Annotated in this window: 23 protein-coding genes; 7 read left to right on the top strand and 16 right to left on the bottom strand. The window is 57.9% G+C overall.

The window, feature by feature from the left end; translation table 11 throughout:
* The first annotated feature begins 87 nt into the window (after positions 1-87).
* From FJ980_RS00640 to FJ980_RS00620, 4 genes are all read left to right on the top strand, one after another.
* Complete coding sequence (locus FJ980_RS00640) at positions 88-1347, top strand: diguanylate cyclase (RefSeq protein WP_140541121.1); 1260 nt, start codon at positions 88-90, stop codon at positions 1345-1347.
* 1051 nt (positions 1348-2398) lie between these two features.
* Positions 2399-2683, top strand: coding sequence for a PilZ domain-containing protein (locus FJ980_RS35190; RefSeq protein ID WP_246676257.1), 285 nt, complete (start codon positions 2399-2401; stop codon positions 2681-2683).
* Between the two features lie 339 nt (positions 2684-3022).
* The gene (locus tag FJ980_RS00625; RefSeq protein WP_140541028.1) at positions 3023-4663 is read left to right on the top strand and encodes a recombinase family protein; all 1641 of its coding nucleotides are present in this window, start codon (positions 3023-3025) and stop codon (positions 4661-4663) included.
* 17 nt (positions 4664-4680) lie between these two features.
* On the top strand, positions 4681-5901 hold the full coding sequence (locus FJ980_RS00620) for a HipA domain-containing protein (protein ID WP_140541026.1): 1221 nt from the start codon (positions 4681-4683) through the stop codon (positions 5899-5901).
* 216 nt (positions 5902-6117) lie between these two features.
* Here FJ980_RS00620 and ligD read toward each other — a convergent pair whose 3' ends face one another.
* From ligD to FJ980_RS00605, 3 genes are all read right to left on the bottom strand, one after another.
* Positions 6118-7887 carry a DNA ligase D gene (gene ligD, locus FJ980_RS00615; protein ID WP_140541024.1) on the bottom strand — a complete coding sequence of 590 codons (1770 nt, stop codon included), beginning with the start codon at positions 7885-7887 and terminating at the stop codon, positions 6118-6120.
* 360 nt (positions 7888-8247) lie between these two features.
* The gene (locus FJ980_RS00610) at positions 8248-8826 is read right to left on the bottom strand and encodes a DUF805 domain-containing protein (RefSeq protein WP_140541022.1); all 579 of its coding nucleotides are present in this window, start codon (positions 8824-8826) and stop codon (positions 8248-8250) included.
* Positions 8827-9662: 836 nt separating this feature from the next.
* The gene (locus FJ980_RS00605; RefSeq protein WP_246676256.1) at positions 9663-10049 is read right to left on the bottom strand and encodes a DUF3768 domain-containing protein; all 387 of its coding nucleotides are present in this window, start codon (positions 10047-10049) and stop codon (positions 9663-9665) included.
* A gap of 573 nt (positions 10050-10622) precedes the next feature.
* On the opposite strand from FJ980_RS00605, the gene FJ980_RS00600 reads away from it, so the two are divergent.
* Positions 10623-10889 (top strand): helix-turn-helix transcriptional regulator, encoded by a 267-nt coding sequence (locus FJ980_RS00600; RefSeq protein WP_140541020.1) that lies wholly within the window; start codon positions 10623-10625, stop codon positions 10887-10889.
* A 65-nt stretch (positions 10890-10954) separates the two neighbouring features.
* Here the strand turns inward: FJ980_RS00600 and FJ980_RS00595 are convergent, their stop codons facing one another.
* From FJ980_RS00595 to FJ980_RS00585, 3 genes are all read right to left on the bottom strand, one after another.
* The gene (locus FJ980_RS00595) at positions 10955-11551 is read right to left on the bottom strand and encodes a hypothetical protein (RefSeq protein WP_140541018.1); all 597 of its coding nucleotides are present in this window, start codon (positions 11549-11551) and stop codon (positions 10955-10957) included.
* Between the two features lie 120 nt (positions 11552-11671).
* Positions 11672-12217: a hypothetical protein gene (locus tag FJ980_RS00590; RefSeq protein WP_140541016.1), complete on the bottom strand. Its 546-nt coding sequence runs from the start codon at positions 12215-12217 to the stop codon at positions 11672-11674.
* Between the two features lie 66 nt (positions 12218-12283).
* Complete coding sequence (locus FJ980_RS00585; RefSeq protein WP_140541014.1) at positions 12284-12859, bottom strand: site-specific integrase; 576 nt, start codon at positions 12857-12859, stop codon at positions 12284-12286.
* Positions 12860-13053: 194 nt separating this feature from the next.
* Here FJ980_RS00585 and FJ980_RS00580 point away from each other — a divergent pair, with 194 nt between their 5' ends.
* Positions 13054-14346, top strand: a complete 1293-nt coding sequence (locus FJ980_RS00580) for a DUF2130 domain-containing protein (protein ID WP_140541012.1) — start codon at positions 13054-13056, stop codon at positions 14344-14346.
* 15 nt (positions 14347-14361) lie between these two features.
* Here the strand turns inward: FJ980_RS00580 and FJ980_RS00575 are convergent, their stop codons facing one another.
* The 7 genes from FJ980_RS00575 to FJ980_RS00545 form a co-directional block, all read right to left on the bottom strand.
* Positions 14362-15270 carry a hypothetical protein gene (locus tag FJ980_RS00575; RefSeq protein WP_140541010.1) on the bottom strand — a complete coding sequence of 303 codons (909 nt, stop codon included), beginning with the start codon at positions 15268-15270 and terminating at the stop codon, positions 14362-14364.
* A gap of 124 nt (positions 15271-15394) precedes the next feature.
* Positions 15395-16267 (bottom strand): hypothetical protein, encoded by an 873-nt coding sequence (locus FJ980_RS00570; RefSeq protein WP_140541008.1) that lies wholly within the window; start codon positions 16265-16267, stop codon positions 15395-15397.
* A 114-nt stretch (positions 16268-16381) separates the two neighbouring features.
* Positions 16382-16612 (bottom strand): helix-turn-helix domain-containing protein, encoded by a 231-nt coding sequence (locus FJ980_RS00565; protein ID WP_181181066.1) that lies wholly within the window; start codon positions 16610-16612, stop codon positions 16382-16384.
* Positions 16613-16961: 349 nt separating this feature from the next.
* Positions 16962-18002: a hypothetical protein gene (locus FJ980_RS00560; protein WP_140541004.1), complete on the bottom strand. Its 1041-nt coding sequence runs from the start codon at positions 18000-18002 to the stop codon at positions 16962-16964.
* Between the two features lie 114 nt (positions 18003-18116).
* Positions 18117-19412: a tyrosine-type recombinase/integrase gene (locus tag FJ980_RS00555; protein WP_246676255.1), complete on the bottom strand. Its 1296-nt coding sequence runs from the start codon at positions 19410-19412 to the stop codon at positions 18117-18119.
* 244 nt (positions 19413-19656) lie between these two features.
* Positions 19657-20040: a type II toxin-antitoxin system VapC family toxin gene (locus tag FJ980_RS00550; RefSeq protein WP_140541000.1), complete on the bottom strand. Its 384-nt coding sequence runs from the start codon at positions 20038-20040 to the stop codon at positions 19657-19659.
* On the bottom strand, positions 20037-20294 hold the full coding sequence (locus FJ980_RS00545; RefSeq protein ID WP_140540998.1) for a type II toxin-antitoxin system prevent-host-death family antitoxin: 258 nt from the start codon (positions 20292-20294) through the stop codon (positions 20037-20039). The genes FJ980_RS00550 and FJ980_RS00545 overlap by 4 nt, the downstream gene beginning before the upstream one ends.
* Before the next feature lie 334 nt (positions 20295-20628).
* On the opposite strand from FJ980_RS00545, the gene FJ980_RS00540 reads away from it, so the two are divergent.
* Positions 20629-20892 carry a hypothetical protein gene (locus FJ980_RS00540; RefSeq protein ID WP_140540996.1) on the top strand — a complete coding sequence of 88 codons (264 nt, stop codon included), beginning with the start codon at positions 20629-20631 and terminating at the stop codon, positions 20890-20892.
* Between the two features lie 20 nt (positions 20893-20912).
* Here FJ980_RS00540 and hdaA read toward each other — a convergent pair whose 3' ends face one another.
* Genes hdaA through FJ980_RS00525 form a run of 3 tightly spaced genes read right to left on the bottom strand, consistent with a single transcriptional unit; the run spans position 20913 to position 23395 of the window.
* Positions 20913-21617, bottom strand: a complete 705-nt coding sequence (gene hdaA, locus FJ980_RS00535) for a DnaA regulatory inactivator HdaA (protein ID WP_140540994.1) — start codon at positions 21615-21617, stop codon at positions 20913-20915.
* A gap of 1 nt (position 21618) precedes the next feature.
* Positions 21619-22866, bottom strand: a complete 1248-nt coding sequence (locus FJ980_RS00530; RefSeq protein WP_246676254.1) for an AI-2E family transporter — start codon at positions 22864-22866, stop codon at positions 21619-21621.
* The gene (locus FJ980_RS00525; RefSeq protein WP_140540992.1) at positions 22778-23395 is read right to left on the bottom strand and encodes a CDP-alcohol phosphatidyltransferase family protein; all 618 of its coding nucleotides are present in this window, start codon (positions 23393-23395) and stop codon (positions 22778-22780) included. The genes FJ980_RS00530 and FJ980_RS00525 overlap by 89 nt, the downstream gene beginning before the upstream one ends.
* Between the last annotated feature and the right edge of the window lie 252 nt (positions 23396-23647).

Below are 23647 nucleotides of genomic sequence, written 5' to 3'. Positions count from 1 at the left end.
TCAGGATAGTTTGACAGGCTCGCGCCTTGCGGAACCCCGTAAGGGGACCGAGTGGATGGTCAGGAGAAAGCGCAAGGCCTATCGACTGTGTCAGACCTCAAGCGCCTCGATGTGCAGGATGATCCTGCCTTAAGTCCCGAAGTTGACCGGCTTCTGGCGTGTCGTACGCGCGACATTCGCCTCAAAGGTGAGGTCAAGCGTCTGTTTCGAGCACGGGTCTGGTCGCAAACGGCGAAGATCGTCCGCGCCTGGATGATCTGGGTGGCCATGTTGGATGTGCTAACGCTGGCGCTCAACATGCTGGTGCTCCCAACCGCAGTGGCGCAATCCATGCTCCTGCCTGGAGCCATCATCCCCCCCGCGGCCATCGCAGTGGTGCTCGTGTGGCGGAAGCCGCGCCCTTCCTGGCTCGAAGGGGGTTCGCTGATTACAGGGATGTTCCTGATTTTGCTGTCGGTGGCCTTGGTCGGCGTAGCCGCTGGCGGCGAGTTTTATGAACGGCAATTGAACGTCATGCTGTTCGTGGCCATTACCGCCATCATTATCTTTGGTATCCCGCTGGCCTGGACGGTCGCGATTGCCGCGCTGGCGCTCGGACTGTATCTCGTGTTTCAGGTGCAGAACCCGGCCATTGAGCATGGAAGCGCCGTCGCTGGAACGCTGTTCTTCGCCAGCGGTATCTTCGCGACGGTCGCAGCACGGCGCATCATGACAATTCTCGCTCAGAAGACTTTCCTGTTTGAGTTGCGCGACCGGCGCAGGGTCGCCGAATTGGCTAAAGCGAACGATCGACTGGAACTGCTGGCGAAGACCGATCCGCTCACGGGCATCGCCAACCGGCGCTGGATGACTGAAACACTCGAGCACTTGTGGGGAAATGACAAGCGTTGCCTCGACGGTGCCGCAATGCTGATGTGCGACATTGATCACTTCAAGAAGCTAAACGATCATTTGGGCCACGCCCAGGGCGATCGCTGTCTGGTGAAGGTCGCCAGAATTATCCAGGAAAACATCAGGCGCGATCGCGATCACTTGGCGCGCTACGGTGGCGAAGAGTTCCTCGTGCTCCTGCCCGGAGTGACAGAGGAAGAGGCTATCTCTGTGGCTGGGCGAATTCGTAAGAGCATTGAGGCCGCCGCTTTGCCCAACCCCGGATCCCGTGTCTCGCGTAGTGTCACCCTCAGCATTGGCGTTGCAGTTCAGACTGCTGACGAGGCCACTTCGCCGGAGCAGTTACAGGGTAAAGCCGACGCCGCGCTCTATCTGGCCAAGCAAACCGGCCGGAACCGGGTGTTGCTCCACCAACCCGACGCAGCGGGGCGCAAACATATTCGCTCGACGCGGTGATGCATCGAGTGAGCCCACGGTAGCGAACGCGCCGCTTTGTGACATGCAGCGTGCGGTTGGCTGCGCAAAAAGCAATCGCAGAGCGCTTGGGATGGTCCGACAACTGATCGGAAAAGAATCATTAGAATGCGAAGTATATTCGTAGCGGCGAAGATACCATATCGCCCGGTTTCTCCTCCTGCTGGGAAACCCGGCCTTACCTTAGAGCGTACTAATTTGAGCAACAGGCGAATGGCTTGTTGCACGTTAGTGATGCAACGACGGGAGAGCGTCATGGCAAGCATCCTCGGAAAATTTGCTAAAGCATTGGCAGGTGGTGCAGTCATCGCGGTTGTGGGCATGTCGGCAAATGCAGCCGGGATTGGCGTCGGCGTCGGTGCGTCAGTCGGTGGAAGCGGAGGTGTTAATGCTGGGGCTGGTGCTTCGGTCGGTGGCTCGAGTGGCGTGAACGCCGGGCTCGGGGCGTCCATTGGCGAATTAAATGGCGTCAATGCTGGAGCTGGTGCTTCCTTAGGCGGCTCCAATGGGGTGAACGCAGGCGCTGGGGCGACAGTGGGCGGCGCCAGCGGCGTCACAGCGGGCTTAGGCGCTACGGCAGGCGGCACCAGTGGGATTGGTGTCGGAGCAGGTGTTGGGGTCGGCAACGCCGCTGCTGCCGGGGCCGGGATCGGAACCAATCCGAGCAGCCTGACAAGCCCGACGACCCCAACCAACCCGACGAGCCCCAAGTTGGTCAGCGCTGTCTCTGGGTTGTCAGCCACTCAGCTGGCTCGGATGAAGAAGCGTTGCGCCGACGTGCTGGGCAGTCAGGACAGCTACGATCGGGACCTGCGCCAACTATGCCTGATGATTTCGCGGCGATAGTCTGGCCTCCAGGGCGGAAGTGTGAACAGGCAGGAGGCCCGTTGTGACACTCTCCGGCCTCCACCCGGTTGGAAAGTCCGCTGCGGCAACGCTGCGACGTGCGCGGTTCGTTCCTGTGATGATTTCGTGATAAGAAACGAGAGGCTGCGGGGTTGATCGGCGCTGACTGCGCCCGGAGGAATATACCTTGTCGACGAAGGAATTCCGCAGCGAACATCGGAAGCGCGTTCTCAAGGGCGCGACGATAATCACCAGCATAACGAACTCGGAGACCACGTGCACGATCCGCAATCAACACGCGGCTGGGGCAGAATTGAAGGTGCCGGTTGAAACTAGGGTCCCGCCAGAATTTTTACTCTACGTGCCCGTCGATGGGATCGCTTACCGGTGCGTTATGCGCTGGCGGAAGAACGACAGGATAGGAGTTCAATTTACCGGCACCGAAACCAAGCCGAGGCTTCACTATGGCTGACGGATCGGCAGTACTCGATTTGGCATGTGATCGAATGTTGCGATGTATGTGGAATCGGGGCGGTCCTGATCCCTCTATATGTCCTTCAGCACAATGGGCTGATCAGATTCTAAGTCCCCGCTAAGTGGCAGTGCCGGGCCACGTGATGTGTTGCGGCGGCTTTCCGCCGCCTGTTCCTGTTAAACACCGACCCTATTGAGAATACACAGACGTATTTCTAAATGTTCACTACAGTGTACATTCGAGCATGTTTGACATCTTGTACTAGATTCGAAGCGTCAAAAGCGTATTGTGGTCCGTTCGGACCACCAGACAGGGTGCTATCAAGGAGGCCCTGTAATGACTGCACCCTCAACCGTTCTCCGCGCCCCGGCAGCGCAGTACCTTCGCATGTCAACCGAACACCAGCGGTATTCTCTGGAAAACCAGACCGCTGCAATTGAGGAATATGCGGAGGCCAGAGGCTTCGCAATCGTCCAGACCTATGCCGACGCCGGTAAGAGTGGCCTTAGTCTAACAGGCAGAGACGGGCTTCAGAAGCTGCTGGCCGATGTCGTGACCGGCGAGCGGAGCTATTCTGCGATCCTCGTATTGGACGTCAGCAGGTGGGGACGCTTTCAGGACGCCGATCAATCCGCTCACTATGAGTTTCTCTGTCGGTCCTCGGGTGTGCAGGTGGTGTACTGCGGCGAGCCATTTGAGAACGATGGCAGCATGATCTCAACCATCGTCAAAAATCTCAAACGCGTGATGGCAAGCGAATACAGTCGTGAGCTTTCGGCAAAAGTTTCCAGAGCGAAAATACAACAGGCCCAACTTGGATTCCATCAGGGTGGGTCAATACCCTATGGAGTGAGGCGAGTGCTGGTTAGCGCTGAGGGGCAGCCGCGATTTTTGCTCGGGCCAGGAGAAGCGAAGGGCCTGAACACCGACCGGGTAGTTTTTGCGCCGGGTCCACCTGAGGAGTTGAGAACGGTGCGCCGGATCTTTCAAATGTTTGTCGATCAAAAGCGGAGCATGATGGGCATCGCGCGGATTTTAAACGGCCAGATAGTGGCTTCATCTGATCCGTTCCGATGGAGTGAGAGGCGGGTCAGAACCGTCCTGCGAAGCGAGTTGATGATAGGGTTTTACGCATACAACAGAACAAGTCAGAAACTCAGGGGGCCTCGCAAGCTAAATAGTTCAAGTCAGTTGATTAAAACGCGAGTAATGGAGCCGATTGTAGACCTTAAGCGATTTGCGAAAGCGCAGCGTGAAATGGGATATCACCGACAACACTTTTATCCAAAAGAGGACATGTTAAGGCGGCTGATGCTACTTTTGCGGGAAATGGGCAAGCTCAGTCAGAGGATCATCAACAGTTGTCCGTATACGCCCTCTGTCGGAGCGTATCGAGCTCGCTTCGGAAGCCTAACCACCGCATATGCAGCACTTGGGTACAAGGGTCGGCCCACACCCAACCGATGGCGACAATACACCGATGAAGAGCTACTCGCTGGTGTTCGCAAACTACATGCAAAGTTCGGATATATCACCATCGACCTAATAAAGGCAGACCGCGAGTTACCCGGAGCGGGGGTTTTTGTCGAGCGGTTTGGATCGTTCATCGAGACATATAGGTTGGCGGGTCTTCCGACAACCAAGGAGGCAACGGTTCAGGCGGCGGCGCGACGGGGTAGGCAAAAGCGGAGTGAACGATTTTCTGACGGTGCGCTCCTCGAAGGCATTCGAAGGCTGTACGCTACCTTCGGATATATCACGGGCGCTTTAGTAGACACGGACCCAGAACTCCCCAAGTCCATCGCTTACAGGCAACGATTCGGCTCCCTAACCAAAGCGTATGCGCTGGCAGGCGTTTCCGTTGGCGAACCGGAAGCAACGCTTCGAGAGAAGAAGAGGGTGCGGGGCCGGTTGCAAGATGCGTTGCGGTATGATCCGTCGAAGCCTCGGGGCGGAGGAGCCGCAAAACCAAGCTAACTCCGTACGGTTCGACAATGATCCACGGTTCGCTATCGCCGAAGTCGATACGATCTCTCGACGTTCTTCTGGATGATCGCAAGATCGGCACCATCCTTCGTAGTCCCGTCTACGCCTTTTCGTTCGAACAGGATTATCATGACAGAGGTGGCTCTCCGACTTTGAGTCTTTCCTTTCACTCACCGGCTGGCGAATTGCGGAAGGCACCCAAACCGCTTGCGGGCATCCTGCCGGCGTTCTTCGCGAATCTCTTGCCAGAGGGCAACCTTCGCGAGGCTATGGAAAGACACCACCGAGATAGCGTCCGACGAGGCAACGATTTTGATCTTCTAGCAGCTCTTGGCGCTGATCTGTCGGGTGCCGTGCAGGTTTTTCCGAGTGATCGACCGAGCTTAAACGAAAGGCCAAAGGTTCGCTTTTCGTTGGCTGGTGTCCAGATGAAGCTATCGATCACAAAGAGCAACAAAGGCGCGTTCACCCTGCCGATGGAGGAGCAGCAAGGGGATTACATCGCAAAGTTTCCCCCTGCAGCGTTTCCCAGTGTTTCCGAGAATGAATTCGCAAATCTTGCTCTCGCGGCAGCGATAGGAATGGAGGTTCCTGAGCGGGAGTTGGTCGATAGGTTGGATTTCGAGTGGATTCCCAAGGAATTCGCAGCGCCCTCAGAGGGCAAGGTTCTTCTTGTCAGGCGCTTCGACCGGAGCACTGACGGTAAGCGGATTCACATCGAGGATTTCGCCCAAGTTTTCGGCGTCCAGCCTTCGCGCAAATATGAGGGCGTCTACCATGCTATTGCGGCCATTCTCCACGAAGCTGTTGGACCTTCCGCCGCTCTCGAATTTGTCCGGCGTCTGACCCTAGCTGCAGTCACCGGCAACGGCGATATGCACCTGAAGAATTGGTCGTTAGTTTATAAGGGAGATGGCACCAGCCCAACGCTCGCTCCCACTTATGACTTGTTGTCCACCGTGCCTTACATCCCTACAGATTCAATTGCTCTATCATTCGCAGGAGAGCGCTCGTTCAGAGCGATGACGGCCTCGCGGTGGAAATCGTTTGCCCGCCGGGCGCGGCTGCCCGAGCAGGCGGTCATGAATGCAGTGGTAGAGACCGTTTCCCTTGTCAACGAACGATGGTGGCAACTGCCAGAGCGCAAAGTGGTGCCCGCAGAAATCCTCAACCGCATCGACGCGCACATCAAGGCCATGACTCCTATTCTCAACACCTGCGCCTGCTGACGAGGACGGCAGCTCTCCGCCAGCGGGCATGCGATCACTGGGGGACAGCTAGAAATTGGGCCAAGCGGAATCAGTTGGATCAGCGGCGTGATGCAGTGAGGTAAAGTGGCAAAGCGGGCGCAGAAACCGAGTCATGTCGGAAAGCAGAAGGTGAGAGGCTCGGAATGGAAAAATGACGCGCATCTAGCCTCGTGACGAGGGTGGCGCGATCTTCTTCTATGCAGCCTTCCTAAAATTGGGTCTGAACGGGCGAGCAAGCGTAAAAGCCTGCGGCCGCACACCTGCTTCAACTTGCTTCCACGTCACTGGATGGGCGATTGGAAAGCCAAGGCGGGCCCGGGGAGAGAATGCACCAACGGCAGTGTTTCCTCGGCCGTTACGCAGGTAATCAAGGAAGATCCGGCCTGCGCGCGCTGCCGGGTCAGCTGAAAGAAGGTACCGCTCGGGGTCGGCATCCACGAGACACTGAGCGATTGATCTAGCCATTTTTCGGGAGTTGTCATGAGTCATATTCGGCGGTAGCGGGGCGGTGAGATGGATGCCCTTGCCGCCGGTGACCTTGGGCCAGCTTTCCAAGCCAGCGGCTTCAAAAATGTCGCGCAGCGACAGCGCGGCCTCGATCACAGTCTCCCATGCCACACCTTCCCCCGGATCAAGGTCAAGTACGAGTTGATCGGGGTGTTCGATGTCGTCAATGGTAGCGTTCCATGGATGAAGCTCGACGGCGTCCATTTCGACCAATCCAAGTAAGCCGTCGAGGTCATCTACCCAAACCCGGACGCCTTCGCCGCCTTCGCGCTTTTGGACTTTCAGCTGGTGCACCGTCGGCGGGATCGGGGGCAGCGGCCCTTTGTGGTAGAACGTGGCCCCGTAGGCGTGGCGGACGAGCTTCAGTGGTCGTCGGCTTAAATGAACGAGCGCCCGGTCGGCCACCCGCCGCCAGTATCCTATCAGTTCTTCCTTGGATGGCGCGACCGCATCAGGCAGCAGCTGAAGAATGTTCTCTCGCGGGACGCCATGCTTGCCTTCCGCCCGGCGCTTAGAAGGAGCCGCAGGCTTGGCTGGAATTGGCTGAAGGTCCTCGCGCAACCCCTTGAACACCGCCTCGCGCAAGATGCCGCGGTCTGTCACGCCGCTGAATTGCACCTCGGCCAGGACTTCGGGCTTAACCCAAGTCGCCTTCGGTTTCTTGATGGGTTCCGACAAGGGCGACTTGTCGATGATCAGCGGGTCCAGCCGCTCCCGAACCCGTCGCGCTGCTTCCAGCGTGTAGCCGCTTTGTGCCTTCCCGGCATAAAGCAACCTGTCGCCGTCTCGCCTGCCAATGTAAAGCGAGGCGATGCGGCGCGGCTGAGCCCCGAGCTTTTCAACGAAAGCGACAATCGGGAACGTGTCGCTCTTGATGCACTTCACCTTGAGCCAGCTTGTTTGAACGCCGGAACGGTACGGAGAGTCGGCTCGCTTCGATACAATGCCCTCCAAGCCCATTCGGCAGGCATGGTCGAATACCTCCTTACCCTCCACCTCCAGATGCTCGGCATAGGTCAACGTCGGAGCCGTCTCCTCCAGCAGGTTTCGCAGGGCGGCTTTGCGCGCAATCAGCGGCTGTTGTCGAAGGTCGCGGCCGTTGAGGTGCAAAAGATCGAACGCGAAGAACATGAGCTTCAGCGAGTTCGGGTTTCCCAGCTCTCGCTCGAGGGCTTGAAAGTCTGGCAGGCCGGTATTGCCGAGAACGGTGGCTTCTCCGTCAATGATCGCGGATTTGACCGGCAGGTTCGCCGCCGTCTGAACGATATTTTTGTACCGATTCGACCAGTCATAGCCGCGACGAGTAAAGGCACGTGCTGCGCCGCCCTCAATGATAAGCTCAGTCCGATAACCATCGTATTTTATCTCATGCAGCCAGTCCTTGTCGGCAGGAGCTCTTTCGACCAGCGTCGGCGATTGGAATTCGATGAAGACGAGTTTTCCCGTCGATTTGCGCATGCACTCTAACTCCTCAACCTGGATTCAAACCGGGCCGGAGCAATGGGTTCCGAAGAGTTTAGCAAATGAGTGTGGCGGCTCGCCGACGGCGCGGTCGGCGTCAGCTCTGAAGCTCGTGGAAATCACGTGGGCGATGATCGAGGACAGAGCGCTATTCGCTTGATGTCCAATCCAGCGATGAGCCGCCAAAAAGGGCTCGACTACCGCAGACCGAACAGTGAAAAGCCCGCCGGGTGAGCGAAAGCGATAGAGGGGAAGGCCGCGGCAAGATTAGCAACGAGGAAGTCATCACCCGCCACGTCCTGGGCACTTCCTGTCCGTTCACGTTCGGCTTGCGGCCAAGCCCTTTGCGGCCAAGCCCTAAACTGGGTTGGCGCCCAGCAGGCGACGCTTCATTTCTTCGAATTCGGCGTCGGTTATCGCACCCTTGTTTCGCAGCTCGGCTAACCGCTCCAACTTTTCGATCGGCGGTTCGCCAGTCTTGAAATCTCCAGGCCTCGCATGAGCCTGGAGCGGCCTAGGCTGCGGCATAGCGTTTGGATTTTGGCGCGCCCCTGGCGAATATGGTACAGGGGGAGATCCATATTCGTTCGGCCCTTTCTCAGAAGCCATCGATGCGAAGATCAATGCGATCAGCGGTACCATGCACGGTATGACTGCCCACGTGCTGTATCCCGCATCGTGCAAACGTCGCACAAGTGCGGAAAAGTAAGGGATTATGTGAAAGAGAACCGCTAGATCGAGAAAAATATCCGTTTTTAGCGCGGAATCGACTGCGAGGGAGACTATGAGAATTATGTTCACAGTGCCGTAGAAATACCAGAATCCCTTTCTGCTAAGGCGACCCGAGTACGTGGCATAGTTTCGAACCGCGTTCTTATAGTGAAAGACAATCTCTTCGATATCTTTAATTTTATTGTGAAACATTATTTCTGCCACTGGTTCACCCCTCGTTGCGACGACTAACCAAAACCACCAACTGGCGCCGGGCGGTTGGTGGCGTGGACAGCGAGGCTAAGATATGCCTCCCGATTCATCATCCGCGCGAGCTTTCGCTCACGCTGACTTCGCATGTTGTATTTCGGCAGGACACCAGCCGATATCGGTGGCCTCAACGCCGCAGCGACCAAGCGCACACGGACTATTTCCCTTTTCGGCGCGTCGATAGGTAGCGCAATATGTGCGGCGCAAAAGCCGCCACCACGACCACGGCCATGGCCATCCACAAGAACGGAAACAACGGGGGCTGAATCATACGAGGATCATCATCACGATATCCAAGTATCCACAGGACAAATGCCCCGATCAACACGAGAGCGAAAGGCCACCAAGGCTTATTCCACAGTTTATCAACCCAATTTTTCATTGATGTATTCCCCACCGCCAAAAGTAAACATAACCACCCGATCAACGTTGTCCTAGACCGCAGGCTCTCGCCCCGGACGGAGCCGCTGAGGCAAGCTGCGCTCGCCAGGCGAGCCTACAGTCGCTCCGAACGCTTCGATCCGAGTCAACCCTGCGGCGGATGCCAAGAGCCGCCGCATGGATCGTCTCGGGGAGGAGCCTCAGCCGCCCGTCGCCCTGCCAACAGTATGAAATCGCCATCGCCCAACCCTCAGCTAAATATGGGACTGTCAGTCCGTCTATTGTCAAGCCGTTTGTACTGCCTTCTGCGCACATTGATCGTGAACAAGATCGTTCTCCTCCAGTTTCTCGTCGGTCGCTTCGATACCTCAGTCGTCGTTGTCTTTTCGTTGGAAGCTGATATCGGCGCGTCAGTACTCGCCGGCTCGCATAATCGTCATCACCCGTGAGGTGACGTTTCGGTCGGATGGGTCGGAGGAATGGTAACGGCGGCCTAGGTCGTAATAGTCTATCTTCCAGACGATCTTGATCCCGCTGACTGCCATGACCGCGCAGTCGTGCTCTCCATAGGGATCGTTCTCGGGAGTGAAACCATCGAACACGGTGATGGCCGAGATGATGTCCCTGATAGTCGACGGACCGAGCGCCGCTATGCCTGCGGTGATAACAATGGTCCCACCAAGACGCCGGATCCTGAGGTCGTCATTCAGCTGCCTGGTCTTGAGGACGGCCTCGTCGAGCGCCCGACTGATGTCATTGGCTTCCCCAAAGAGCATGTCCGGTTTGTGGTTCGTCATTGGTCTTTCTCCTTTTCTTGGACACGAGTGGTCCGATCTGGCCGGCCGATTGCCGGTCAGTTCCGCGTTCAAGTTTCCTGTTGGAAGTCGTTGGCCGATGTCAGACGCAGTCACTCAGCCGCGGGCTTGCCCGCGGGGGAAATTGGGAACGTCATTACGCGCGAGCTTCCCCGGGTGTTCCCCCTCCGGTCAGGATCAGGATACAGGAAAATATTCCTATTTTCAAGCCAGCAACGGACCGAAACAGAACAAAATCGCCAATCGTCGGACCAGGGTGGAAATCCAGTGGTTCAGGGATGTTGCTTGATCCCGCCTATCGACATTCCAGGTATTGCTCGGGCGGAGGGTTTCGACCATCGCAGGATGTCAGTCGAACTCATCGACTGGCTCGTTCATTCAGCGCGGACATCCAGAGCGAAGCTGGGATCACACTGACCTTCCCTCACCCATCCGCGTCCGGATCACGCGAAATTCAGGACCAACGATCGCCAGCCAGGTAAGCAATGTCTCGAGTAAATAGGAGACTGTCAGTCCGTCGATTGTCAGGCCGTTTGTGTTGCCTTCTTGCCCACAATGAACGTGCGCAAGATCATTGGTTGGAATCTCCGCAAACTCCGAGCATCGCAGGGTTTGTCGCAAGAGAGGCTGGCATTGGCGGCAGAGATCGATCGATCCTATGTCGGCCGCATTGAGCGTGGTTCAGAGAACGTCACCATTGACACGTTGGATGCTCTGGCAACCGTCCTTGGGGTCCCTGCTGCGTCTCTTCTGATTGAGCCCGCCAAGGGCGCCCGGCAGCCTATGCCTCTGTCATCGGGTAGAAAGCCGAAGAAAGGGTAGAGAGCGCGGAAGCGCCCCGCGTGCCTTGGTGTTGTGCAGAGCTGCCTCAGTACTCCTCCGCGCACCTATCCCTTTTCCTGGTCCTGCCTCTCCGCAGGACCCTCCCGCCGCCACCATCCTTGCTGACAGGCTTTCCAGATTACATAGTCGACCGTCGAGACGCTGTTTCCGGACTGTCTTGACAATCGTCCGCACAATTCGTGGACGGTCTCACCCGCCGTTGCAGCGACCCGCTCCAACCAGACATCGGGTTTCGCCACGTCAACACCCAGGTTCTTTGCCAAGTGATATTTCGTTATGTCACCGACATGAGGAAGGGTCCGACAAAACTCGATCACTTCCTCTGATCCCCGCTGCCACGCCGCACGAAATCCTTCAAAATATTCCGATCGGTTGAACATCACCTGGTTGATAGATTTTTTCTTTCCCGAGTGACCAAACGTGTCCCCCACCTCCCCTATTTCGACCAGGCTTGGTTTCATCCGGGTCCAGATATCTTGGGCAACGGTCCACCTCATTCCACTGTTGAGGATCACGTACGCGACCCTGAGGGCAAAATCGGTAGCGTCGATCGGAGGGGATTTCGTCTCCATCTTTTTCATCGCGTCAGGATCGAGTCCAACGACCCTTTGACGGTAGCCGAGATATTCCTCGAGGGTCACCTATGGGGTTCCGCTCTTTGTCGGCGCACACCGATCATTGGTGATGATTCCCTCAGTGTAAAAGTGACATTTCGCACCGTTGAAAGGACCTCTGCGATTTCTACTAGAATCTACTATCAACTACCTTCCCCTTCGAATGAGAATGATCTCGTCCGGATCGATCTGGTAAGGAACTCTCGGGTCTCGAAGCGAACACCGCGCCCGCTGCAAAACCTTCATCGAGTCGGAGTCGAACAATCGGATTGTTCTCGCGGTCATACGGTACGCAACCGTCCAATGGTCGTGACGACCAGAGAGACCGATGATGGCGACTTGGTTGTTACCCAGGCCCTCACTCAGCGCGGCCCACAGATCGTCGAACCGACGGATTTTCGACGTCAACATGGCCATGCTGATAGGTGCCTCGAGTACCTCTTGAAGGTAGTCGCACGCGGCCTCAACAAGGGCGTAGACCGTGGGGATTTCGATTCCCAACCCGACCATCTCATGGGCCGTCACGCTGTTTGTGGTCAGGCTTTCTGAAAGGACTTGGAAAAGGCCAATCGATTTCTCGCGTCCAAGCTCCGGGAACAAAAATCGGACAGCGTTCATCACGCAGTACACGCCACATAGGCTATCCAGATCCCCTTGATTGAAAGGCGCCAGGATCTTTTCGGCGACAGGCATCCTCAAAATGCGCGCGCGCGAAATCGGTCTACGGACATCGTAGTCTCGGTCAGACATAGCGACATCTCAGATCATGGAAACGATACGGCGCTGGGCGTCGGTGTCGCCGTCGATGTAGGCCTGCGTCATCGACAGAGATCGATGGCCGGCAAGGAGTTGAACGTCGCGCAGACAGCCTCCCGCGCGATGCGCCGATCGCGCGGCCGTGGTGATGAAGGTCCGGCGTCCGGAGTGGGACGAACACCCTTCGAAGTTCAGCTCGCGATAGAGCTCGACAAACCAATTGACGACGCTATTGGCCCGCATCGCGCCACCGCGGCTTGAACGGATCACAGGCCCGTCGCCTCCCTCCTCTTCTCTCAGCAGGGACAGGGCGCCCTTGAGACTGGGATGCAGAGGGATTCGTCGTCCGGATTGACGTTTCGCGATACGATCCTCGATCACGACCAGGTTCCCAATCCTCCCCTTGGGATCGAGGAGCATGGACCATTCCAACCCGGCAATTTCGCAGGCCCTCAACCCGGCCTTACAGGAGAGAAGGATCATCACTCGGTCCCGCATAGGCTGTGATGATTTGCGCGTATGCGCGAGCATTTTGCGCAACATTGAATCGGTAACGACCTTGGCTTGACGACCAGACATTTGGTTGCGCTCCATGGATTGGACAACCCCAGATTATAGGTATTTAATCCTATTTTCAAGCCGAATGGCTCCAATTTGGTTCTGAAAATCCGCTCTGGATTACCGAAAATGTTCCCCTTTTGTTCTTTCCCAAAGCCAAGACCTGATGTATGATCTGGCGGACCAAAATCAGATTCTTTGGGAGACCGATCGCGATGACGGAACAGCCCAGGACTTTCAGCGAACCGACGATCAGCTGCCCAAGCTGCAAGACGAATATCAAGCTCAACGAATCCCTTGCAGCTCCGTTGATTGCGGCGACACGAGAGGACTACGAGCGCCGCCTTGCTCAAAGCAATGCGGCTATGGCTGCCAAGGAAGATGAGCTGAAGCGTCAGCGAGCCGAGATTGAGACGGCCAAGCAAGCGATCGACATTGAAGTTGCTGAGAAGCTCAATATTGAACGTGGCAGGATAGAGGCCGACGAAGCCCGCAAAGCCAAACTGCTGGTCTCGATCGACCTGAAAGAGCGCGACAAGAGGCTAGCCGAACTTGAGGCCACGTTGCAGGCCCGGGATGAAAAGCTGGCCGAGGCCCAACAGCAGCAAGTGAAGTTCCTGAAGCAGCAGCGCGCATTGGATGACGAGCGGCGTGAGATCGCACTGACCATCGAAAAGCGCGTGCAGGAGGGCTTGGCTCTGGTGCGCGCAAAGGCCAAGACCGAAGCCGAAGAAGGGCTGCGAATGAAGGTCGCGGAGAAGGAGGAACAGATCGCCGGCATGCAGCGGCAGATTGAGGAATTGAAGCGCCGCGCGGAGCAAGGGTCCCAGCAGCTTCAAGGAGAAGTGCTTGAGCTTGAGCTTGAGTCCCTTATCGCCGCCAGGTTCCCCGTCGATTTGATAGAGGCGGTCGCCAAGGGGGAATTCGGCGGCGATGTCTTGCAACGCGTCGTTGGGCCGGCTGGTCAACAGTGCGGCTCGATCCTGTGGGAATCGAAGCGGACCAAGAATTGGAGCCAAGGGTGGCTGTCTAAGCTGAGAGGCGATCAGCGTGCAGCCAAGGCGGACATAGCCTTGATGATCTCCGAGGCGCTGCCCCCTGGGGTGGAAACCTTCGATCTGATCGACGGCGTCTACGTTGCAAATCCGAGATGCGCGCTACCCATCGCGGTGATGCTGCGACAATCCCTAATCGCGCTCGCGAACTCTCGCCTTGCCCAGGTTGGTCAGGCTTCCAAGATAGAGTTGGTCTACGGGTATCTGACCGGTCCACGCTTCAGGCAGCGCATCGAAGCCATCGTGGAAAAGTTCTCCGACATGCAAGATGACCTTGCCCGAGAGCGCAAGGCCGCGACACGGCTATGGGCCAAACGTGAAGCCCAGATCCAGGGTGTCATCGAGTCCACAGTCGGTATGTATGGTGATCTTCAGGGTATCGCTGGGAAGGTGATGCAGGAGATCGAGGGCCTTCAAGTCCTAGACGGGCCATCTGATGATGTTGATGCCTAGGCAACCCCGGACCGGTCACTGCCTTTCCTTGTTGCGCTGTGGCCCGTAGATCGCCTTCATTCTATGCCGCTCGGCCGACGACATCTCATCTCGGGCATCACGCAAGGCGGCATCTAGAATGTGTCGGCCTTGCCCCCCAGCAAATGTGATTTGATCCAGCGAGAATTCCGCCAGGTGATTTGCAATCCCGGCCGCCGTTCCTGGCCTTATAGGCTTGGGCTTCTGCTTCCACAGCAGCGGGGGCTGTTTTTGATCGGCATCTTTGGGCGACAGCATGGGCCACGCCTGATATTCGTGAAGCGGGAATTTGAACGCGTAAAGCAGCCGCTTCTGGCAGACCTCATATGAGAGTCTCCTAAAATGCACAGGAAGAAGCCCAGGTAGAAAAGGCTCTGTCGCGATGTTCAGGCCGTGCTCCAGGCCTTCCATATAGTCCTCTGATGCGCTCCACACGATGGCATGCACGTGCGGGGAGTGCCACGTCTCTCGCCTACCGGCGGCCTCACCTCGCAAACTGACGTAAGCTCCAACATCGATCGCCGCTAAGTAGTCGAGTCCTTCCATCGCGATTGAGCCACTTGCGATCAGCCCCGCGATATCGAGTCGGCCGTGGCTGTTAGCCCGGTACGCGAAACCAGACGGCACCAATGTCAAATGGAAGTAGTCGTCGTCACGAGGCAGCCCTTCAGCCATGAAACCGGAGAGGATCCATTCGGCTAAGCAGGTACGAGCGCGAAGGTTTCCTGCGGGGAGATAAGCCCGCGCTCTAAGGTGAAGGTTTTGTACCGCATCATCACTAAGCTTTTTGCGGTTGCGAGGCGTAACGGAGAGACGACGCAGCTTGTCCTCGATCCCTAGATGGAGCCGCGCGAAGTCCGATATGCCATGGATAAAATTGGGTCTGGGTTTCGGCTTCTTTTTCATTGGAATCATCGATTGAGGGATGGGTGAACAGGAAGACGATGGGAGGGGGAAACAGTGTATATCAACAGTTTGGCCCCTCCCTTGCGTGCATCTCCAAAGCTTGCGCGTTACCTCTGCCGACGCGTCATGCGCAGAACTCGTCAAATAGAGCCAGCCACGCAGCCTCTGCCGCGACGAAGATGCGGTTTGCACTGAAGTTCACGCCGGTTTGGGCGGCCAGAACGAGCAGAATGAAGTGAAAAGCCTCTCTCGGGCGATTGAGATTCGGCTTCCGCTTGCGGTCTATCCATAGCTTCGACCGGCAAAACTCGTCCCAAGCGTCGCGATCGCGCACTAGCCAGGCCGAAATCAGCAATAGCCGAAGGCAGCTTATTCCCTCAGCCTCGCACGCTAGGCGACGAGGTACGACTACATTGCGGTCGTGAAAAGCCGCAGCGGCGTCCAACACGTCGTCAACGTTGGCTTTTTTCGTCCCCCGGTCCGCAAGCTGGTTCTCACTCAGCAGCCGAGTGAGATCTGACCTGTAGTCGTCCTCGGTCCATTTTGGATCGTCGGACGAGGGCGTCGCCGTTCCAACTTTGGGAGGCTTACCGAGGGCAACAAGCCCACCGGCTTCGTTCATCATCTCCTCCACCTTCTCCACGGGCACTTGTCGATCGAAGTGCGGTCGAAGAATGCGAAAATAGCGGCTGACGTCCTTCGTTGCTGCATCAGATGGGCCGATAGCGAAACGAAGCGCGTACCGGAGCGCAAAGCTGGACTTTTCGGGGGTTGGTCGTTTGGAGCGACCGTCCCATTCGGGGCGACCACAGAATTCTAACCAGGCAGCGTGGTTGCCGCGTAGGTAGCTTGCGATGGCATAGGTCCGCAGCACGGCCTGCTGTTTTCTTACCCTGTAGCCGGTCTCAATCGTGCTGAAAGTTTCCTGGAGTTGCAACAATATGGCCGCCGCGTCTTCTCCTGCCGACAACGCCCACACGACGTCGCCAACCGACATCGCATCGTGCGATTTTTGGTAAACAGGCCCATCGACACTAGGACCAGACATTGTACTTGGCTGACCATCCGGAGTTCGCGTTTGATTGGGCAGTTGTCAAAGAGTTGCAGCGAATCATGCATCATCGCCCTCCTTGTTCTCGCCGACTCGATCATGGCTGGCTCCGATTCTCACAGAGGTCGAGGACCGGCGATGGGAAGCGAGCCATCGATCGAGGTCGTCAGGATCGTAAAGTACGGCTCGCGTCGGCTGGCAGTAAATAGGACCACCACCGGCGATCCTAAGCTTCTCAAGGGTAGATACCGAAAGTCCCGTATATCGCGCAGCTGCCTCCGTTCTTAGCATTCCTGGTTTTATTTTCCGCTCTTTATTCATTTTTACACCATCCTGATCCGTCACGACACTGTGACAGTCAGAATGATACGCGATGAAACCTCATAGTCACCGAGATAAAGCGGCAATGTTCGGCACAGTATCGAGACAAAGAGCGGCAAATTGCGGCAATCTGCGGATCACTAACGCATTCGAACGATGAGCGGCTTAATCCCAACGGCCAACCTACGACGTAGCGGGTTCTGCTTCGCGACCCGAGCGACGGGAACAGGACCAGACCTAAATCTCATCAACTGCGTGCCACACGGAGGAACGGTCCGAGCATTTCACTCATGACAATACATAACAGACAGATATAAACCTATCTTACGATATCCGGGTATAATTTACTCATCGCCCTTCTCGCGGCGCGTATTGACTTTTCTGAAACAGGATGAAATTCACTGCCAAATTTATCCTTATTATTCTCTATATATTTATTCACCTCGGATGTAATCTGTTTTTTTCTTTCATAATAAAAAACCTTGCCATCGTCAATCATACATTTAATGGCGTCGAATGCCCTAATTTCTTCTCCTGACATATTCGTTCTTATTGACTCAAACCCGTCTCCCGCGTTGGTTTCTGAACTTTTATTTATTTTTGACTCTTGGCGACAACCTTCTTCGCCCGCTAAACGTGTCCATAACCGCAACACATCGATTCTAGTGAGCCGAACATCCTGGTAACGTCCAGGTTGGTCGTGAAAGCCTAAGACTCCCGAGCCCCCGTATTCCAGATGCGGCCAGCTTTTCGACGGAATGTCGACAATCTCGCTGATATTAAGATCGAACGCCGAGGCGACGAGATCCGAGGCCGCGAGTTTGATCCAAAGTTCATTTTTGCCGGCAGCGCTGTCCATAAGTGGCCCCCGAAGGTTCTTCCACTTCTCTTTGCGCCACTCCACATCGAGATCGTCTAGGGATGCTGACTTCAGTTCGGTCAGTTTCCAGCCCCGAACCCGTTGGTTGGCGGATAACGACGGGGGAATCCAGGGATGGCCGTCGAGGACGATTATCTCGTCATGTTGATTTCGACTGGCTCCGACGTCGTCCGCTCCCGCATCTAGAAAGTCGATATCCAATACTTCACCTTCGAACCTGCTCCATCGCCGGCACTTAGACCGGAATGCAGTCCAAGCGCTTTGGACACCCTCCGTTTGCCTCCAGACGATCCAAGCAATGGCCATTTCCATAGACCACCATGGCTCTTCCATCGGGTCATCACCGGGAGTCGACTGAAGCTCTACGCCGAGCTCGATTGCCTGTCGCTCCGCCTCCTCCGGCGTCATTTTTCCCGTCAGGACAGCATTACAAAGTTGCTCCTTAGGATCCGTGCTATGTCCTCGGATAATCTCTTTCACTGGAGCCTCCTTCTGCCCAAATCAACGCAGTCGACCTCAACCGGCGCAGCCAGCAGCTTGGATATGTTTGGATAATTGAATATCTGTCCGATAGCAGCTGTTTCTCAATTTCGGCTATAGCTTCCCTAGCTTCAACAGATTCGCGTCGCTTGACGTCTTGCCTTCGCCCATTGCGGTGGCGATCGTGTTGCCGATGGTGTTGGTCGCGCGACGAAGCGGGTCGGCGTCGAGATGGGCATACCGTTGCGTTGTGGAAGCTTGGGCGTGGCCGAGCAACTTCCCGATAATTGGAAGTCCCAAGCCGCCCCCCGCGCCGAAACTGGCGAAGTTATGGCGTAGATCATGTATGCGAAGGTCCTCTAGATCGGCGTGACGTGTAACCACTGCCCAAGGTCGTTTGAGGTCCGACCGCGGCTTCTCCTCATCACTCCCAGCCGACTCGCCCGCGATTACATAAAGGCCAACTCGCTGAAGCTTGGAAAGGACCTCGATGGAAGGGGCGTTAAGCACTATTGTCTTCTTGCCGGTTTTTGAGTCGGACAAGAGCAGCAGACCGCGCTCTAGATCCACCTCCGACCACTTCAGATGAAGGATTTCGCGGAGACGCGCCCCGGTGAAGATAAGAAGACGAAGTGCTGCCGCCGCATGTTCACCTATAGCTGTTTCGCGCTTCGTTTTCGGTACGTGCTTTGACTTTTTTGTGGGGTCGATACTCCACGGAATTCCTTCGGTCTCAGCCAATCGGATTGACGCGCCGAGCCGTCCCAACTCGTCGGGGGAAAGCCAGCGCTCCCGCGAGGTTTCAGGAAATTTTTCGATGCCCCTGGCAGGATTGTAGCCTTCCGGCACAAGTCCATGCTTGCCGGCAAAGGCGTACATCGAGCTAAGCACCGCCAATATCCGGTTCGCTTGAAAGGGAGTCTTGCTGCGACCGAGATGCAGCTTTGCGATGTCGGCTCGCGTCACATCTCTCGCCTTCTTACTCCCGAGCGCTGGCGTGACTATCCGGTTCAGGATGTCCTCATAATTTGCCCTGGTGCTTGCCTTGCGCTTTGCGTTGACATGCGTGGCAAGAAACTCCGTCGCGACCTTCGAGACGGTCGCTGCCTCGCGCTTTTCGGCCTTTTCGGCTTGAGGATCTTGACCGATCTTGGCTTTCGATCGAAGTTTGTCAGCGATCTTGCGCGCTTCGTCTGGGGTGAACTCGTCCGTTTTGCCAATGGTGACCCGTTTGGTCGTAGCTCGTCGTCCACCGCCATCGGCTTTGTACTCGAATACCCACGACTTCAAACCAGACGGAAAGACCCGGAGGCCAAATCCTTTGATCTCGCTATCGAATAAGACAAACCTCCCCGAGCGCGGCATGGCGGCATCGACAACGCGCTTGGTCAATTTGATCTTCGTGGTCAAAGCAATTTTCCTCTGGGTCGTCACCGGGTCGTCACGGATGACGAAAACACCCGGAAACCATATGATAGAGGGTACAATGGTGAGTCGTTTAAAATCAACAGGTTGACATACCACCGGAAACAGAATGAAACGGGAGGCGAGCAATCTCCTCAAATTTGGGATCAGGGGGTCGCGTGTTCGAATCACGCCACTCCGACCATTGCCTCTTCCCCAGGACAACCCTGGGCGGCCACTTCCGGATCGCTCAAATCGCGCCTTCGATGTCGGTCTTGGAGAACCCGTCGCCGACATAGAGCAGCCCGCAGGCCCGGTCCTTCGCCACTTCATAAGCAAAGCAGTCGCCGAAGTTGAGCGCCGCGGCGTGGATGCCTTTGCCCCATCGCGCGTAAGCCTCGGCAACACGCCGAGCCGCGCCTTCCGTGACTGGCGCAATCTCGAAGCCGAGCCCGTGGAGCAGGGATTGCACTTCCTCGGCCACGCCGCGTCGTGCGGCAACAGTCAGGAGCTCGGCTACGGTTCCGGCCGATATCAGAAGTTCGTCTTCCGTTTCAAGCGCAGCGATACAGGCGTCCGCCGCCGGCTCGTCGAGGACGATGGCGATCAAGGCCGAAGTATCGACCGCGATCATTCCGGCAGGCCGTCATCGCCGTAGAGGAAATCCTGGCTGCGCGTAGCAGGCGGGCCGGCACTGACTTTCGCGGCGCCGGAGGCCCGGACGGCCTGCAGCAGGCTCCGGCGGTGCTTCCGGTCCGGCGCGGACCGTACCGGGACGAGACGCACGGCCGCGTGACCGTGGCGGGTCAGGATAATCTCATCTCCAGCCTCGGCGCGCCTCACCAGTTCGGTCAGTTGCCCCTTGGCGTCTGTCACGGATATCTGCATGACAACCTCTAATGGACCACGTGTTGGTCCATCCAAATAGACCATTTGATAGTCTAGCTCAAGGCCGCAGTTCGGAGGAACGGTAAACCCGCCGGGCGAGAACCCCAACACCTCGAGCCCGGCGAGCCTACAACCCGATCAGGAACGCGACCGGGACCGGGATCAACCGGCATTGTCTGCCTTGCAAGAGCGATGCCGGAAAGACTGTTCCGAAATGGGACGGCTAGGCCGCGGGCTCCCACAGGTTGATCACGGACACACCGGCTGTGGCTTGAATAGTCCCTCGCTTCCAACTTTGTCGCCGGTCTAAGCTTTGAAAAAAGGGGGATTTCCCATGCCTGTTGTCGAGGCGGTGCTGTCGCTGATCGGCCCGGCCTATTTAGGCTATTACGGCTTTGCCGTTCCGGTCATGGTGGTCTGGGCAATTCTGTGCGCTGCGCTCTGGGTTTGGAACAACCGGCCGAGCAAGAGACCGGGTGACGTCGCGCGGTCGCGGTCCGCCAGCCTGATGTTTTTCGTCCTTGTCGCCACCTGTTACATCGCGGCGCACACAGGCGTGTATCTTCTGGCCCAGCATCTGGCCGGGCTATGGGCGTAACCGCCGGGCGCTGTCGATGGCTAAATATCGAACTCGCCCTGCCCTTCGTCCATGGCGCTCACGGTCTCGGCGGCCAAGGCGCGGGTGATCGGCGTCTTGCGTTCGAGGGCTGCGCGGTCGAGGCGTTCGACGATGCGCATGGCGGTGGCGAGGGAGCGCTCGATGCGGCGCACCAGATATTGCACCACATGCGGCTCGACCTCGACCTGGCGGTCGGCGAAGAGCTTGGTGATGACGCCGGCAAGCAAAAGGTCGTCCGGCTCGTGGATCTCGACCGTCGCCGCCGCCTTCAGCCGCGAGATGAGATCGGGCAGCGCGACGCGCCAGGCGGAGGGGAAACGCCGCGCCGTCAAAAGCAGCGTCGAGCCCGCGCCGCGCACGGCGTTGATCAGGTGGAACAGGCCCGGCTCGTCGACCGCCGCCTTGTCGATGTCGTCGATGAGCGCCGGCCTGCTGCCGAGCCCGGCAATGTGCTCGCCGATCCGGCCGGGATCGATGGCGACGGCGTGCGCCCTATCGTGCCAGATGCGGGCGAGGTGCGTCTTGCCCGAGCCGGGCGGCCCGGCCAGCACCACGACCGGCGACGGCCAGTCCGGCCAGCGGTCGATCAGCGATGCCGCTTGCGCGTTGGTGCCCGAGACGACGAGCTCGTCGCGCGAATAGCCGGTGCCGTGGCCGAGATCGAGCGGCAGCTGGCGCGGCGGGTCGGCTGGCTGAGCAGCCATTTCAGCCCCGCGTCGAGCGATGGCCGCCGCCGCGGTCGGCCGGCAAGGGCAGCGCGGGCTGAGTGCCGTTGCCTTTGTAAAGCGGCGATTCGAGATAACGGGCGATGGCGAAGCGTACCAGCACGGCAATCGCCGCCGAGGCCGGCACGGCAATCAAAAGGCCGACGAAGCCGAACAGCGCGCCGAAGGCAAACAGCGCGAACATCAGCCACACCGGATGCAGGCCGACGCTCTTTCCGACCAGCCGCGGCTGCAGGATGTTGCCCTCGATGAACTGGCCGACGAAGAACACGCAGGCCACGGCGACCACCATGGTCCAGTCCGGCCAGAACTGGACGAAGGCGACGCCGACGGCGAGCACCAGCCCGGTCAAAGAGCCGACATAGGGAATGAAGGAGATCAGCCCGGCGAAGAAGCCGATGAGGATGGCGAAGTTCAAGCCGGTCAGCGTCAGGCCCGTGGCATACATGGCGCCCAGCACCAGGCAGAGCGTGCCCTGCCCGCGCACGAAGCCGGCGGTGGCGGTGTTGATGTCGCGGGCAAGCGCGCGCACCGTCTCGACATGATCGCGCGGCACCCAGCCGTCGACCTCGGCCACCATGCGGTCCCAGTCGAGCAGCATGTAGAAGGCGACGACCGGGGTGACGACGAACAGGCTCACCACCGAGACCAGCGCTACGCCGGAGCTCCAGATAGAGGTGAAGACGGTGGTGAGCAGGCTGAAGCCGGAGGTGAGCAGCGAATTCAGCCCGTCGCGCAGACCGGCGGCGTTGACGCCGAAACGCTGCTCCAGCCATTTCGGGTCGAAGCTGGTGATCAGCGATTGCAGGCGGGTGAGATATTCCGGCAGCTTGCGGGCGAAATCGGCCATCTGGGTGGCCAGCACCGGCACCAGGATGACCAAGGCCAGCACCACCACGACGATGAACGCAATCAGGATCACCACGGTCGCCATCAGGCGCGAGAGGCCGAGCCGCTGCAGCCGGTCGGCGACCGGGTCGAGGAAATAGGCGAGCACCATGCCGGCGACGAAAGGCAGGAGGATGCCCGAGAAGATGTAGAGGAACAGCGCCAGCAGGACCGCCGTTGCCAGCCAGAAGAAGACCTGGCGGCGAAGCCCGCCCGAGCTGTCGTCGGCCGCGATCGCCGCGGCTTCACCGTCAGGCGCCCGTGTTGGAGCCGCCCGGCTTGCCGATGCCCGGCTTGATGTCGCCGGTCTGGGAGTTGCTCGTCCGGGAGCCTTCGCCATAGCCGCTCATATGCCTTAGCCAGGCCACGAGATAGGCCGCGGCCGAAGCCACGGTCAAGACCCCGGTCAGCAATATGAGCGCGGTCCGCAACGGGTCCAGGTGCACGGAAAAGGCAAGTTCGCCCAGCACAAGCGCCGCCAGCACGATCTGCGCGGCGGTGTTGGCCTTCGACACGAAGAGCGGCTTCACCTCGACCGGATGGCTCATCACGCTGGACAAGAGCACGGCGCAGACGATGAGCCCGTCGCGCGAGACCATGGTCACCACCAGCCACAGCGGCAGTTCGCCGGCAAAACCCATGACGACGAAGACCGAGACAAGCAGAAGCTTGTCGGCGATCGGATCGAGATAGGCGCCGAGGCTGGACGACTGGTTCCAGCGACGCGCGATGAAGCCATCGACGCCGTCGGAGATGCCGGCAACGAGGAATCCGGCGAAGGCCCAGTCCCAACGCGCCTGCAGCATGGCGAGCACCACCGCAGGCACGAGCAGCAGCCGCATGATCGTGATCATGTTGGGAAGGGTCACGTGATGTCCTGTCGTGTTCTTGTAGAGAAAAAGATGAGTGAGATAGCGGGTGGGCGCAAGGGAGGACCTGCTGATCTCGCCGTGTGGGAAGATGACCGGCAGGCCAGAGGGGGCAAAGGAATGCCGACATTGGGTTTTGGCGAGGACAGCAGTCAGCAGGCAATCTGAAAGTTGAATAGAGATTTCCCTGATATGCCAGCGGGACAGCGCCCCCCTCTGTCCTGCCGGACATCTCCCCCTCAAGGGGGGAGA

Origin of the sequence: Mesorhizobium sp. B1-1-5 (assembly GCF_006443065.1) — a bacterium.
GTDB lineage: Bacteria > Pseudomonadota > Alphaproteobacteria > Rhizobiales > Rhizobiaceae > Mesorhizobium.
This window is presented reverse-complemented; position numbering and strand designations above follow the sequence as displayed.

Excerpts from the sequence above, each read along its gene's own strand:
- FJ980_RS00625 (WP_140541028.1), top strand. The coding sequence starts at position 3,023 with ATGACTGCACCCTCAACCGTTCTCCGCGCCCCGGCAGCGCAGTACCTT.
- FJ980_RS00620 (WP_140541026.1), top strand. The coding sequence starts at position 4,681 with ATGATCCACGGTTCGCTATCGCCGAAGTCGATACGATCTCTCGACGTT.
- ligD (WP_140541024.1), bottom strand. The coding sequence starts at position 7,887 with ATGCGCAAATCGACGGGAAAACTCGTCTTCATCGAATTCCAATCGCCG.
- FJ980_RS00605 (WP_246676256.1), bottom strand. The coding sequence starts at position 10,049 with ATGACGAACCACAAACCGGACATGCTCTTTGGGGAAGCCAATGACATC.
- FJ980_RS00600 (WP_140541020.1), top strand. The coding sequence starts at position 10,623 with ATGAACGTGCGCAAGATCATTGGTTGGAATCTCCGCAAACTCCGAGCA.
- FJ980_RS00590 (WP_140541016.1), bottom strand. The coding sequence starts at position 12,217 with ATGCCTGTCGCCGAAAAGATCCTGGCGCCTTTCAATCAAGGGGATCTG.
- FJ980_RS00585 (WP_140541014.1), bottom strand. The coding sequence starts at position 12,859 with ATGTCTGGTCGTCAAGCCAAGGTCGTTACCGATTCAATGTTGCGCAAA.
- FJ980_RS00580 (WP_140541012.1), top strand. The coding sequence starts at position 13,054 with ATGACGGAACAGCCCAGGACTTTCAGCGAACCGACGATCAGCTGCCCA.
- FJ980_RS00575 (WP_140541010.1), bottom strand. The coding sequence starts at position 15,270 with ATGAAAAAGAAGCCGAAACCCAGACCCAATTTTATCCATGGCATATCG.
- FJ980_RS00570 (WP_140541008.1), bottom strand. The coding sequence starts at position 16,267 with ATGTCGGTTGGCGACGTCGTGTGGGCGTTGTCGGCAGGAGAAGACGCG.
- FJ980_RS00565 (WP_181181066.1), bottom strand. The coding sequence starts at position 16,612 with ATGCTAAGAACGGAGGCAGCTGCGCGATATACGGGACTTTCGGTATCT.
- FJ980_RS00550 (WP_140541000.1), bottom strand. The coding sequence starts at position 20,040 with ATGATCGCGGTCGATACTTCGGCCTTGATCGCCATCGTCCTCGACGAG.
- FJ980_RS00545 (WP_140540998.1), bottom strand. The coding sequence starts at position 20,294 with ATGCAGATATCCGTGACAGACGCCAAGGGGCAACTGACCGAACTGGTG.
- FJ980_RS00540 (WP_140540996.1), top strand. The coding sequence starts at position 20,629 with ATGCCTGTTGTCGAGGCGGTGCTGTCGCTGATCGGCCCGGCCTATTTA.
- hdaA (WP_140540994.1), bottom strand. The coding sequence starts at position 21,617 with ATGGCTGCTCAGCCAGCCGACCCGCCGCGCCAGCTGCCGCTCGATCTC.
- FJ980_RS00530 (WP_246676254.1), bottom strand. The coding sequence starts at position 22,866 with ATGGCGAAGGCTCCCGGACGAGCAACTCCCAGACCGGCGACATCAAGC.